Genomic DNA, 11,755 nt, shown 5'->3' on the forward strand with positions numbered 1-11,755 from the left:
CCACCCAGCCGGTCGTCACCCCCGTCGTGCCGCCGAAGCCCGCGCCGCCGGCGAAGCCCTCCCCGAAGCCGAAGCCGAAGCCGCCGGCCCCGCCCCCCCCCCCGCCCCCCCCCCCCCCCCCCCCCCCCCCCCCCCCCCCCCCCCCGGCCGACCGCATGCTTGCATACATAATCCGGCGACTTTTCGCAGTCGTCGTGATGCTGCTCGTCGTCACGCTCGTGACGCTCAGCATCTTCTTCCTCATCCCCAAGATGACCGGCAGTGATCCTGCCGCGATGTTCGTCGGCAAGCAGGCGGATCCGGCTTCCATCGAGGCCGTCCGGCAGAAGCTGGGCCTGGACGAGCCGATCCTGGTGCAGTTCTGGCACTTCGTCTCGGGCATCTTCGTCGGCCGGGACTACACCGGCGGCGGCGACACCATCCACTGCGCCGCGCCCTGCTTCGGCTACTCGTTCCGCAGCGAGCAGGACGTCTGGTCGATGCTGGTGGACGCCTTCCCGGTCACCCTCTCCATGGTGCTCGGCGCCGCCGTGCTGTGGCTGGTGATCGGCGTCTCCACGGGCGTGATCTCCGCGCTCAAGCGGGGCACGGTCATCGACCGCGCGGCGATGATCACCGCGCTGGCCGGCGTCTCGCTCCCCATCTTCTTCACCGCCATGCTGGCGATGCTCGTCTTCCGCACCCAGCTCAAGTGGGTCGACGCCTCGTACGTGCCGATCTCCGAGTCCTTCGGCGGCTGGTTCGGCGGCCTGCTGCTGCCCTGGGTGACCCTCGCCTTCCTGTACGCCGCGATGTACGCGCGGCTCACCCGCGCCACCATGCTGGAGGTCCTCGGCGAGGACTACATCCGCACCGCGCGGGCCAAGGGTCTGCCGGAGCCGGTCGTGCTCGGCAAGCACGCCATGCGCTCCACCATGACCCCCATCCTGACCATCTTCGGCATGGACCTCGGCGCCCTCGTGGGCGGCGCGATCCTGACCGAGACCGCGTTCAGCCTCCACGGCCTCGGCGCCCTGGCCATCCGCGGCGTGAGCGAGCGCGACCTGCCGCTGATCCTGGCCGTCACGCTCATCACCGCGACCTGCGTCGTCGTCGCCAACCTCATCGTGGACCTGCTGTACGCCGTGATCGACCCCCGAGTGAGGCTCGCATGACGGACAAGCTGACGAAGACCGGCGCGGCGGTGGGAGAGCCCGTCGACACCGGGAAGTCCGCCCCCTCCGAAGCCTTCCTCGACGTACGCGACCTGAAGATCCACTTTCCGACCGACGACGGTCTGGTCAAGTCGGTCGACGGCCTCAGCTTCCAGCTGGAGAAGGGCAAGACCCTCGGCATCGTGGGCGAGTCCGGCTCCGGCAAGTCGGTCACCTCGCTCGGCATCATGGGCCTGCACACCGTCGGCCAGTACGGCCGGCAGAAGGCGCGGATCTCCGGCGAGATCTGGCTGAACGGCCGCGAGCTGCTCTCGGCCGACCCCGAAGAGGTCCGCAAGATGCGCGGCCGCGAGATGGCGATGATCTTCCAGGACCCGCTGTCCGCGATGCACCCGTACTACTCCGTCGGCAACCAGATCGTGGAGGCGTACCGCATCCACCACGACGTCGACAAGAAGACGGCGAAGAAGCGGGCCGTCGAACTCCTCGACCGGGTCGGCATCCCCGAGCCCGCCAAGCGGTTCGACAACTACCCGCACGAGTTCTCCGGCGGCATGCGGCAGCGCGCGATGATCGCCATGGCGCTCGTCAACAACCCCGAGCTCCTCATCGCCGACGAGCCGACCACGGCGCTCGACGTGACGGTCCAGGCGCAGATCCTCGACCTCATGCGCGACCTCCAGAAGGAGTTCGGCTCCGCGGTCGTCATCATCACCCACGACCTCGGCGTCGTCGCCGAACTCGCCGACGACATCCTCGTCATGTACGGCGGGCGGTGCGTCGAGCGCGGACCGGCCGAGTCCGTCTTCTACGAGCCGCAGCACCCCTACACCTGGGGCCTGCTCGGCTCGATGCCCCGCATCGACCGCGAGCAGACCGACCGGCTCATCCCGGTCAAGGGCAACCCGCCCAGCCTCATCAACGTCCCCAGCGGCTGCGCCTTCAACCCGCGCTGCCCGTACGCGGACGTCCCCAAGGGGGGCATCACGCGCACCCAGCGCCCGGAGCTGGCCCTCGTCGGAGAGCGCCACTACTCCGCCTGCCACATGCCGCAGGAGGAGCGCACCCGCATCTGGACCGAAGAGATTGCGCCGAAGCTGTGAGCGAGACTATGGAACCCCTCCTCAAGGTCACCGGCCTGCAGAAGCACTTCCCCATCCGGAAGGGCCTGCTCCAGCGCCAGACCGGGGCGGTCAAGGCGGTCGACGGGCTGGACTTCGAGGTCTACCCCGGTGAGACCCTCGGCGTCGTCGGCGAGTCCGGCTGCGGCAAGTCCACGATGGGCCGGCTGATCACGCGTCTGCTCGAACCCACCGGCGGGAAGATCGAGTTCCAGGGCACGGACATCTCGCACCTCGGCGTCTCGGGCATGCGCCCGCTGCGCCGGGACGTCCAGATGATCTTCCAGGACCCGTACGGCTCGCTGAACCCGCGCCACACGGTCGGCTCGATCGTCTCGGCCCCCTTCACGCTCCAGGGCGTCGAGCCCGAGGGCGGCGTGAAGAAGGAGGTCCAGCGCCTCCTCGGCCTGGTCGGCCTGAACCCGGAGCACTACAACCGCTACCCGCACGAGTTCTCCGGCGGCCAGCGCCAGCGCATCGGCATCGCGCGGGCGCTCGCCCTCAAGCCGAAGCTGGTCGTCGCGGACGAGCCGGTGTCGGCCCTGGACGTCTCCATCCAGGCGCAGGTCGTCAACCTCCTGGACGACCTCCAGGAGGAGCTCGGCCTCACGTACGTGTTCATCGCGCATGACCTCTCGGTCGTCCGGCACGTCTCGGACCGCATCGCGGTGATGTACCTCGGCAAGATCGTCGAGCTCGCGGACCGCAAGTCCCTGTACGAGAACCCGATGCACCCGTACACCCGGGCCCTGATGTCCGCGGTCCCGGTCCCGGACCCGCGCCGCCGGGGCGTGAAGAGCGAGCGCATCCTGCTCAAGGGCGACGTCCCGTCCCCGATCGCCCCGCCGGCGGGCTGCCGCTTCCACACGCGCTGCTGGAAGGCGACGGACCTCTGCAAGACCCAGGAGCCGCCGCTCCTGGAACTCCGCCCGGGCCAGCGGGTGGCCTGCCACCACCCGGAGAACGCGGAGGGCGTGACGGTCCCGGGGGCCCGGGAATCGGTGGAGGTGAAGATCACGAAGGCGCCGGAGGCGCCGGAGGAGCCGAAGCCGACGAAGGCCGCGGAGCCGGCGGAGGCCGCGGAGCCGGAAGCCGAAGCCGCCGCGAAGTCGGAAGCCGAGCCGGAAACCGAGGCCGCCGCGAAGCCGGAAGCCGAGGCCGCCGCCGAGAAGAACTCCTCCGGCGAGTGACTGTCGACGAGTGATCGGCGACGGAGGCCCCTGCCGCCCTACGGCGGCAGGGGCCTCCGTTCTGCCCCCACCAGGACAACCGGGACAATGGGCCCGTGCTCCACGTCCACGATCTGTTCACCCCCTCCGTCCAACACGCCCTCGACCTCGTCGGGATCTTCGTCTTCGCCATCTCCGGCGCGCTGCTCGCCGTCCGCAAGAACTTCGACGTCTTCGGCATCGCCGTCCTCGCCGAGGTCACGGCCCTCGGGGGCGGCCTCTTCCGCGACCTGATCATCGGCGCGGTGCCTCCCGCCGCCTTCACCGACCTCGGCTACTTCCTGATGCCGCTGATCGCGACGGTGCTCGTCTTCTTCCTCCACCCGGAGGTCGAGCGCACCCAGGCCGCGGTCAACGTCTTCGACGCGGCGGGCCTGGGGCTGTTCTGTGTGACGGGGACGACGAAGGCGTACGACTACGGCCTCGGCCTGACCTCCTCCGCCGCGCTGGGGCTCGCGACCGCCGTCGGCGGCGGTGTGCTGCGGGACGTGCTGGCGAACGAGGTGCCGTCGCTGCTGCGCTGGGACCGGGACCTGTACGCCGTTCCGGCGATCGTGGGCGCGACGATGGTGGTGCTCTGCATCCGTTTCGACGTGCTCAACGGGTTCACGAGCGGCGCGGCCGTGATCACCGCCTTCGCGCTCCGTCTCCTCGCGATGCGCTACCACTGGCGCGCGCCGCGCGCCTGGAACCGCCGCTCCTCCGCGCGCGAGGAGGACGCCCAAAAAGCTACCGCTCAGTAGCTACCTGCGGTACCGTCGGAAACATGAGCACGAGTACCGAGCCGACCGCCGTCGTGTCGTACGAATTCGACCGCGACACCGCCGTCACCCTCCGGGAACCCGGTGTCTACGACGCCGATCTCTCCGCCGGCTGGACGATCATCCACGCCGTCAACGGCGGCTATCTCCTCGCCCTGCTCGGCCGCGCCCTCGGCGACCACCTGCCGCACCCCGACCCGTTCACGATCTCGGCGCACTACCTGACGCCGTCCGTGCCGGGCCCCGCGGTGATCCGGACGGAGACCGTCCGCACCGGCAGGACCCTCTCCACCGGACAGGCCTCGCTCTTCCAGTACGCCGAGGACGGCACGGAGGTCGAGCGCATCCGCGTCCTCGCCTCGTACGGAGACCTCGACGCCCTCCCGGACGACGTCCGCACCGCGGCGACGCCGCCGGCGATGGCCCCGATCGAGAACTGCTTCAGCGCGGCCGACAACCCGGCCCCGAGGATCCCCGGCTCCTCGGCGATCGCCGACCGCCTCGACCTCCGCCTCGACCCGGCCTGCGTGGGCTGGGCGGTCGGCGCGCCGTCGGGCAGGGGCGAGATGCGCGCCTGGTTCGGCCTGGCCGACGGCCGGGACCCGGACCCCCTCTCCCTCCTGCTCGCGGTCGACGCGCTGCCGCCGACCTCCTTCGAGCTGGGGCTCAAGGGCTGGACGCCGACGGTGGAGCTCACGACCCACGTGCGCTGCCGCCCCGCTCCCGGCCCCCTGAGGGTCTCCATCACCACCCGCAACCTCGCGGGCGGCTTCCTGGAGGAGGACGCGGAGGTCTGGGACAGCGCGGACCGCCTGGTCGCCCAATCCCGCCAACTGGCCCGCGCCCCCCGCCCCTGACCCACCCCTCGAGGCACGACCACTCCCACCCGCACGGGCCCTGCACCCGCTGGGACGGCTCTCCTGCCCGTGCGGGGCCCGCGCCTGCCTGGGCGGTTCCCACCCGCCGTGTGGGCAATCGTCCCGCTGGGGCGGGACGGGTGGGCACACGGGACGGCGCCCTGAGCGGCGCCTCCGCGTTCCGAGCCTGAACCCGCACCACGATCCTGGTGCACCAAGGGGTGCGGGTCCAGGTACATGAGCCTCGGGCGCCGGCAGGGCGCGGGTCCGTTGTGCCCACCCGTTCCGCCCCAGCGGAACGACTGCCCACAACGGGGGTGCGAGGGTGAGCACCGCCCCGGCGGGGCGACGCCCACAACGGGGGCGGCGGGGCGCCGCCCGGGGGCGCGCCCGCAACGGGTGGTCCGCCCCGCGGGCGCACGGCCGCGACGGGACGGGGGTACCGCCCGGCGGAACGGCTGCCCGCAGCGGGCGCGCGAGGGGCGGGCGCCGTCCCGGTGGACGACCGCCCGCGACGAGGGGCGGGGCGCGGCCCGGAGCGGGCCCCCGGCCGAGAACCGCCGTCGGCGCGCCCCCGCAAACAGGCCGGTCTCCGGCCCCCACCCCCCGGGCTCGTAGAATCGACCCACCATGGCTTACCTCGACCACGCCGCGACCACGCCCATGCTCCCCGAGGCGATCGAGGCGATGACCGCCCACCTCGCCGTCACGGGCAACGCCTCCTCCCTGCACGCCGCCGGACGGCGCGCCCGGCGGACCGTCGAGGAAGGGCGCGAGACGCTCGCCGCCGCGCTCGGCGCGCGGCCGAGCGAGGTCGTCCTCACCTCCGGCGGCACGGAGGCGGACAACCTCGCCGTGAAGGGCCTGTACTGGGCCCGACGCGACGCCGACCCCCGCCGCACCCGCGTCCTGGCCAGCCCGGTCGAGCACCACGCGGTCCTGGACGCCGTCGACTGGCTGGCCACGCACGAGGGCGCCCTGGTCGAGTACCTCCCCGTCGACGCCCACGGCCGCGTCCACCCGGAGGCGCTCCGGGAGGCGATCGCCCGCGACCCCGAATCCGTGGCCCTGGCCACCGTCATGTGGGCCAACAACGAGATCGGCACGATCATGCCGGTCCGCGAACTGGCGGACGTGGCGGCCGAGTTCGGTGTCCCCCTGCACGCGGACGCCGTCCAGGCCGTGGGTCAGGTCCCGGTCGACTTCGCGGCCTCCGGCCTCGCCGCGATGACGGTTTCCGGCCATAAGATCGGCGGCCCGTACGGCATCGGCGCCCTGCTCCTGGGCCGCGAGCACACCCCCGTACCCGTCCTGCACGGCGGCGGCCAGGAGCGGCACGTCCGCTCGGGCACCCTGGACGTGCCCGCCGTCGCGGCGTTCGCCGTCGCCGCCCGGCTCGCCGCCGAGCGGCAGGGGGAGTTCACCCGCGAGGTCGGCGCGCTGCGCGACGAACTCGTCGCCGCCGTCCGGGCGGTCGTGCCGGACGCGATCCTCGGCGGCGACCCGGTCGAACGGCTCCCCGCCAACGCCCACTTCACCTTCCCCGGCTGTGAGGGCGACTCGCTGCTCCTGCTGCTCGACGCGGCCGGCATCGCCTGCTCCACCGGTTCCGCGTGCACCGCCGGCATCGCCCAGCCCAGCCATGTCCTGCTCGCCACCGGCACCGATCCGGACCTGGCCCGGGGGACCCTGCGCTTCTCGCTCGGCCACACCTCCACCAAGGAGGACGTGGCGGCGGTCGCGGAGGCGATCGGCCCGGCGGTGGAGCGCGCGAGGACAGCCGGCCTCAGCTGAGCCGAGCGCCCCGCCCCCACCCGAGCCGCACGCCCGCCCTCACCCGAGCCTCGCCCGTTCCCTCCGTACGAGCGCCAGGTACCGGTCCCAGTCCCAGTGCGGACCGGGATCGGTGTGGTCGGTGCCCTCGACCTCGACGTGTCCGATGATGTGCTCCCGGTCCACGGGCATTCCGTACCGGGCGCATATGTCGGCCGCGAGCCGCGCCGAGCCCGCGTACATCGCCGCCGTGAAGTCCTGTGGCCGGTCGACGAAGCCCTCGTGCTCGATGCCGATGCTCCGCTCGTTCATGTCGCGGTTCCCGGCGTGGAAGGCCACGTCGAGCTCGCGGATCATCTGCGCCACATGGCCGTCCCTGCGGACCACGTAGTGCGCGGCGGCCCCGTGCGCCGGATCCTTGAAGACCTTCAGGGCGGACGCGTAGCTGCCCTGGACGACGTGGATCACGATCCGGTCGATCGTGTAGTCGTCGGGCCGGTCGGCCCGCCGCCAGTTCGCCCGCGCCGCCGACGTCCACTCGGCGCCCTTGTGGTCCAGCTCCCCCTCGACCCGCTTCTTCTCCATCCCGGGCAGCCGCCACCACAGGCGCCCCAGTTCGTCCCCGGCCAGTGCGACCGTGCCCACCGCGGCGGCCGCGCCGCCGATCAGCACGGCCCGCCGGCCCACTCGCCGCCCGCCCGCCCCGCTCCCCGCGCCCTTCGGCTTGCTCCCCATGCCCGGGAGAACGCTCACTACCGCGACCGCGGTTCCCGGCGCCCCGTACCCTGGTAGGGCTATGACTCAGACTCCGCCCCAGCGCCCCCACGCCCGCCCCCTCCGGGTACTTGCCGCCATGTCCGGCGGAGTGGACTCCGCCGTCGCCGCCGCCCGCGCGGCCGAAGCCGGTCACGACGTCACCGGCGTGCACCTGGCCCTCTCCGCGAACCCGCAGTCCTTCCGCACCGGAGCGCGCGGCTGCTGCACGATCGAGGACTCGCGCGACGCGCGCCGGGCGGCCGACGTCATCGGCATCCCCTTCTACGTGTGGGACCTCGCCGAGCGGTTCCGCGAGGACGTCGTCGACGACTTCGTCGCGGAGTACGAGGCGGGCCGCACCCCCAACCCGTGCCTGCGCTGCAACGAGAAGATCAAGTTCGCGGCGCTCCTCGACAAGGCGCTCGCCCTCGGCTTCGACGCGGTCTGCACCGGGCACTACGCCACCGTCGTCCTGAACGAGGACGGCACCCGCGAGCTGCACCGGGCCTCCGACATGGCCAAGGACCAGTCGTACGTCCTCGGCGTGCTCGACGAGAAGCAGCTCGCGCACGCGATGTTCCCGCTCGGCGACACCCTCACCACCAAGGACGAGATCCGGGCGGAGGCCGAGCGGCGCGGGCTCGCGGTCGCGAAGAAGCCCGACAGCCACGACATCTGCTTCATCGCCGACGGCGACACCCAGGGCTTCCTCGCCGCCCGCCTGGGCAAGGCGGAGGGCGACATCGTCGACGAGGCGGGGACGAAGCTCGGCACCCACGAGGGCGCGTACGGCTTCACCATCGGCCAGCGCAAGGGCCTGCGGATCGGCCACCCGGCCGCGGACGGCAAGCCCCGCTACGTCCTCGACATCTCGCCCGTGAACAACACCGTCACCGTCGGCCCCGCCGAGGCCCTCGACGTCACCGCCCTCACCGCGATCAAGCCCCGCTGGTGCGGCACCGCCCCGGAGGGCCCCGGCCGTTACACCGCCCAGCTCCGCGCCCACGGCGGCGAGACGCCGGTGAGCGCGGTCATGGAGGACGGCGGGCTGAAGGTCGTCTTCGACGAGCCGGTCCGCGGCGTGGCCCCCGGCCAGGCGATCGTCCTGTACGACGGCACGCGCGTGGTGGGCTCGGCGACGATCGCGACGACGACGCGGCGCACGGCGGCGGCGACCACCGCCTAGGCCGGCCACCGCCCAGGCCGACCCCTAGGCCGACGGCTCGTCCAGGAACTCCTCCAGGACCGGCGCCAGCACGTGCGGGGCCGGCTCGTGCGTCTGGCCCGTCAGGGTGCGGTGCCGGCCCCGGGGGAGGGCCGCCGTCAGGGCGCGGGCCGCCCGCCGGGTCGCCGCCGGGCTCGCGCCCCCGTCGACGACGAGCACGCGCGCGTGGACCGTCCGGAGGAGCCCGTCCGCGAGCGGCTCCGGCTCGTACACGGAGACTGCGCCCATCGGCAGCCCGGCCGCGGCCCCCGCGAGCGCGAGGCCGCCGCCCGTCTCCGTCCCGTGCACGGCCGCGCCCGGCCCCGCCGCCCCCAGGACGGCCGCCAGGTCCTCGATCTCCCGCTCCACCGCGCCGGTGCCCCGCCGCTCGTACGTCACGACGGAGAAGCGCCGGGCGAGCAGCCCGGCGAGTGCCCGCCCGCTCCCGTCCGCGCCGTCCACCAGCACGACGGCCCGCCCCTCCCCGTACCGCTCGTACGCGATCTCCGTACCGTCCCGCGACACGACCCGGCCCCGGACCCCGCTCAGCATGGTGCTCACCTCGTCCATGGCAGGGCAGACCGGGGCCGTCCCGGGAACTCATCGCCGCCCGCCGGAATTTTTCCGCGACCGCCTACGGTGGAGCCCATGAACATCTGCGTCTTCCTCTCCGCCGCCGACCTCGACGAGCGGTACACGGGCCCGGCCCGCGACTTCGCCACGCTCCTCGGCAAGGCCGGCCACACCCTCGTCTGGGGCGGTTCCGACACCGGCCTGATGAAGGTCGTCGCGGACGGCGTCCAGGAGGCGGGAGGCCGGCTCGTCGGCGTCTCCGTCGACTTCCTCGCCCACAAGGCCCGCCCGAACGCCGACCAGATGGTCATCGCCGGGGACCTGGCCGAGCGCAAGGCCCTGCTCCTCGCCAAGTCCGACGCGATCGTGGTCATGGTCGGCGGCACGGGCACCCTCGACGAGGCCACCGAGATCCTGGAGTTGAAGAAGCACGGCAAGCACTCCAAGCCGGTCGTCCTCCTCAACACGGCCGGGTTCTACGACGGCCTCAAGGCCCAGTTCCGCCGCATGGAGGACGAGGGCTTCCTCCCCCTCCCCCTCACGGACCTCGCCTTCTTCGCGGACGACGGCCCGACGGCCCTCGCGCACCTGGAGGCCGAGATCGGCTCCCGCTGATGCGAGCATGGTGCCCATGGCTACACATGTGATCACCGGAGCGGGTTCCGGCATCGGCGCGGCCGTCGCGCGCCGTCTCCACGCGCGCGGGGACGAGCTCGTGCTCCACGCGCGCGACGCGGCGCGGGCCAAGGAGCTCGCCGCGCAGTTCCCGGGGGCCCGCACCCTCGTGGGGGACCTGGCCGACCCGGACCGGCTGTCCTGGGCCTTCTCGCACCAGAGCCTGCCCGACCGGGTGGACGGGCTGCTGCACATCGCGGGTGTCGTCGACCTCGGGCCGGTCGGGGAGCTGACCCCGAAGACCTGGCACCACCAACTGAACGTCAACCTGGTCGCCCCGGCCGAGCTGACCCGCCACTTCCTGCCGCAGCTGCGGGTCTCCCAGGGCCACGTCGTCTTCGTGAACTCGGGCGCCGGGCTCAACGCGCACGCCGAGTGGGGCGCGTACGCGGCCTCCAAGCACGGCCTCAAGGCCCTCGCGGACTCCCTGCGCCACGAGGAGCACGCCAACGGGGTGCGGGTGACCTCGGTCTACCCGGGCCGGACCGCCAGCCCCATGCAGGCGAAGGTCCACCAGCAGGAGGGCAAGGAGTACGACCCGTCGAGGTGGATCGACCCCGAGTCCGTCGCGACGGCGATCGTCACCGCGATCGACCTGCCGCGCGACGCGGAGATCAACGATCTCACCGTGCGCCCGGGGCGGTAGGCATGGGCGACGACACGAAGCTCTTCGGGACCGCCACCGGCGTCGGCTCCCTGCCCGGCGGCGACGCGCGCGAGGCGGCGAAGACGGTCACCGGGTCCTTCGAGGACTTCCCGTTCCTCGCGGAGCTGCCCGCGCGCGGCCCCGGCGCCGACATGATCGGCCGGACGACCGGGATGCTCGTCGACCTGTACGCGCACGTGGAGCCGAGCGGCTGGCGGATCAGCGACCGGCCGGGCCGGGACACCAAGCGGGCGCGTTCCTGGCTCGGCGAGGACCTGGACGCCCTGGAGGAGTTCACCCAGGGGTACGAGGGTCCGCTCAAGGTCCAGGCCGTGGGCCCGTGGACGCTTGCCGCCGCCCTGGAGCTGCGCGGCGGCGAGGCCGCGCTCGGCGACGCCGGCGCCTGCCGGGACCTGGCCTCGTCGCTCGCGGAGGGGCTGCGCGAGCACCTCGCGGAGGTCGCCAGGCGCGTTCCGGGGGCGCGGATCGTGCTCCAGCTCGACGAGCCCTCGCTCGTCGCCGTGCTGCGCGGGCAGATCCGTACCGCCAGCGGCTACCGCACCCACCGGGCCGTCGACCGGCAGGTCGTGGAGAGCGCCCTGCGGGACGTGACGGCCGTCCACGAGGGCCCGGTGGTCGTCCATTCCTGCGCTCCCGACGTGCCGTTCGCGCTGCTGCGCCGTGCCGGGGCGGCGGGCATCTCGTTCGATTTCTCGCTCCTCACCGAACGTGACGAGGAGGCGATCGGGGAGGCCGTGGAGGGCGGGACGAAGCTCTTCGCCGGTGTGGTGCCGTCCACCGACACGGCATTGTCGGACCCGGGCGGTAGCGTCATGGGTGTCAGGACGCTGTGGCGCAGGCTGGGGCTGAATCCGGGGACTCTCGCGGAGTCCGTCGTGGTCACGCCCTCGTGCGGGTTGGCGGGCGCGTCGCCCGCCTATGCCCGGGCGGCGCTCGCCCACTGCGTCAGAGCGGCGCGGTCGCTCGCGGACAACCCTGAGTAACG

Annotated in this window: 12 protein-coding genes; 10 read left to right on the top strand and 2 right to left on the bottom strand. The window is 73.0% G+C overall.

Features of this window, described 5'->3' with window-relative positions; translation table 11 throughout:
• Nucleotides 1–155: 155 nt before the first annotated feature.
• The 6 genes from ACIGW4_RS20365 (at nucleotide 156) to ACIGW4_RS20390 (ending at nucleotide 6,916) form a co-directional block, all read left to right on the top strand.
• Nucleotides 156–1,154 (top strand): ABC transporter permease, encoded by a 999-nt coding sequence (locus tag ACIGW4_RS20365; RefSeq protein ID WP_359592559.1) that lies wholly within the window; start codon nucleotides 156–158, stop codon nucleotides 1,152–1,154.
• Entirely contained in the window at nucleotides 1,151–2,257 is a 1,107-nt protein-coding gene (locus ACIGW4_RS20370; RefSeq protein WP_399582104.1) for an ABC transporter ATP-binding protein, read from the top strand. The genes ACIGW4_RS20365 and ACIGW4_RS20370 overlap by 4 nt, the downstream gene beginning before the upstream one ends.
• A gap of 8 nt (nucleotides 2,258–2,265) precedes the next feature.
• Entirely contained in the window at nucleotides 2,266–3,465 is a 1,200-nt protein-coding gene (locus tag ACIGW4_RS20375) for an ABC transporter ATP-binding protein (protein WP_399582309.1), read from the top strand.
• Between the two features lie 95 nt (nucleotides 3,466–3,560).
• On the top strand, nucleotides 3,561–4,247 hold the full coding sequence (locus ACIGW4_RS20380; protein WP_260174495.1) for a trimeric intracellular cation channel family protein: 687 nt from the start codon (nucleotides 3,561–3,563) through the stop codon (nucleotides 4,245–4,247).
• Between the two features lie 23 nt (nucleotides 4,248–4,270).
• Nucleotides 4,271–5,122: a thioesterase family protein gene (locus ACIGW4_RS20385; protein ID WP_123455505.1), complete on the top strand. Its 852-nt coding sequence runs from the start codon at nucleotides 4,271–4,273 to the stop codon at nucleotides 5,120–5,122.
• Nucleotides 5,123–5,752: 630 nt separating this feature from the next.
• On the top strand, nucleotides 5,753–6,916 hold the full coding sequence (locus tag ACIGW4_RS20390; protein ID WP_123455506.1) for a cysteine desulfurase family protein: 1,164 nt from the start codon (nucleotides 5,753–5,755) through the stop codon (nucleotides 6,914–6,916).
• 39 nt (nucleotides 6,917–6,955) lie between these two features.
• Here ACIGW4_RS20390 and ACIGW4_RS20395 read toward each other — a convergent pair whose 3' ends face one another.
• Nucleotides 6,956–7,630, bottom strand: a complete 675-nt coding sequence (locus ACIGW4_RS20395; protein ID WP_359589233.1) for an N-acetylmuramoyl-L-alanine amidase — start codon at nucleotides 7,628–7,630, stop codon at nucleotides 6,956–6,958.
• Between the two features lie 61 nt (nucleotides 7,631–7,691).
• Here ACIGW4_RS20395 and mnmA point away from each other — a divergent pair, with 61 nt between their 5' ends.
• Nucleotides 7,692–8,837: a tRNA 2-thiouridine(34) synthase MnmA gene (mnmA, locus tag ACIGW4_RS20400; protein ID WP_359589232.1), complete on the top strand. Its 1,146-nt coding sequence runs from the start codon at nucleotides 7,692–7,694 to the stop codon at nucleotides 8,835–8,837.
• A 24-nt stretch (nucleotides 8,838–8,861) separates the two neighbouring features.
• Here the strand turns inward: mnmA and ACIGW4_RS20405 are convergent, their stop codons facing one another.
• Entirely contained in the window at nucleotides 8,862–9,425 is a 564-nt protein-coding gene (locus tag ACIGW4_RS20405) for an alpha/beta hydrolase (protein WP_399582109.1), read from the bottom strand.
• A 78-nt stretch (nucleotides 9,426–9,503) separates the two neighbouring features.
• On the opposite strand from ACIGW4_RS20405, the gene ACIGW4_RS20410 reads away from it, so the two are divergent.
• Genes ACIGW4_RS20410 through ACIGW4_RS20420 form a run of 3 tightly spaced genes read left to right on the top strand, consistent with a single transcriptional unit; the run spans nucleotide 9,504 to nucleotide 11,753 of the window.
• Nucleotides 9,504–10,043 (top strand): TIGR00730 family Rossman fold protein, encoded by a 540-nt coding sequence (locus tag ACIGW4_RS20410; RefSeq protein WP_123455510.1) that lies wholly within the window; start codon nucleotides 9,504–9,506, stop codon nucleotides 10,041–10,043.
• Between the two features lie 7 nt (nucleotides 10,044–10,050).
• Nucleotides 10,051–10,749, top strand: a complete 699-nt coding sequence (locus tag ACIGW4_RS20415; RefSeq protein WP_398707599.1) for an SDR family oxidoreductase — start codon at nucleotides 10,051–10,053, stop codon at nucleotides 10,747–10,749.
• Nucleotides 10,750–10,751: 2 nt separating this feature from the next.
• Entirely contained in the window at nucleotides 10,752–11,753 is a 1,002-nt protein-coding gene (locus ACIGW4_RS20420; protein ID WP_398707600.1) for a methionine synthase, read from the top strand.
• Nucleotides 11,754–11,755 lie beyond the last annotated feature (2 nt).

The organism is Streptomyces sp. NPDC053513, from assembly GCF_044544765.1.
GTDB classification, from domain to species: Bacteria; Actinomycetota; Actinomycetes; order Streptomycetales; family Streptomycetaceae; genus Streptomyces; species Streptomyces litmocidini.

Coding starts and splice junctions, on each gene's coding strand:
- ACIGW4_RS20395 (WP_359589233.1), bottom strand. CDS start 7,630: ATGGGGAGCAAGCCGAAGGGCGCGGGGAGCGGGGCGGGCGGGCGGCGA.
- ACIGW4_RS20410 (WP_123455510.1), top strand. CDS start 9,504: ATGAACATCTGCGTCTTCCTCTCCGCCGCCGACCTCGACGAGCGGTAC.
- ACIGW4_RS20420 (WP_398707600.1), top strand. CDS start 10,752: ATGGGCGACGACACGAAGCTCTTCGGGACCGCCACCGGCGTCGGCTCC.
- ACIGW4_RS20365 (WP_359592559.1), top strand. CDS start 156: ATGCTTGCATACATAATCCGGCGACTTTTCGCAGTCGTCGTGATGCTG.
- ACIGW4_RS20405 (WP_399582109.1), bottom strand. CDS start 9,425: ATGGACGAGGTGAGCACCATGCTGAGCGGGGTCCGGGGCCGGGTCGTG.
- ACIGW4_RS20375 (WP_399582309.1), top strand. CDS start 2,266: ATGGAACCCCTCCTCAAGGTCACCGGCCTGCAGAAGCACTTCCCCATC.
- ACIGW4_RS20370 (WP_399582104.1), top strand. CDS start 1,151: ATGACGGACAAGCTGACGAAGACCGGCGCGGCGGTGGGAGAGCCCGTC.
- ACIGW4_RS20390 (WP_123455506.1), top strand. CDS start 5,753: ATGGCTTACCTCGACCACGCCGCGACCACGCCCATGCTCCCCGAGGCG.
- ACIGW4_RS20415 (WP_398707599.1), top strand. CDS start 10,051: ATGGTGCCCATGGCTACACATGTGATCACCGGAGCGGGTTCCGGCATC.
- ACIGW4_RS20385 (WP_123455505.1), top strand. CDS start 4,271: ATGAGCACGAGTACCGAGCCGACCGCCGTCGTGTCGTACGAATTCGAC.
- mnmA (WP_359589232.1), top strand. CDS start 7,692: ATGACTCAGACTCCGCCCCAGCGCCCCCACGCCCGCCCCCTCCGGGTA.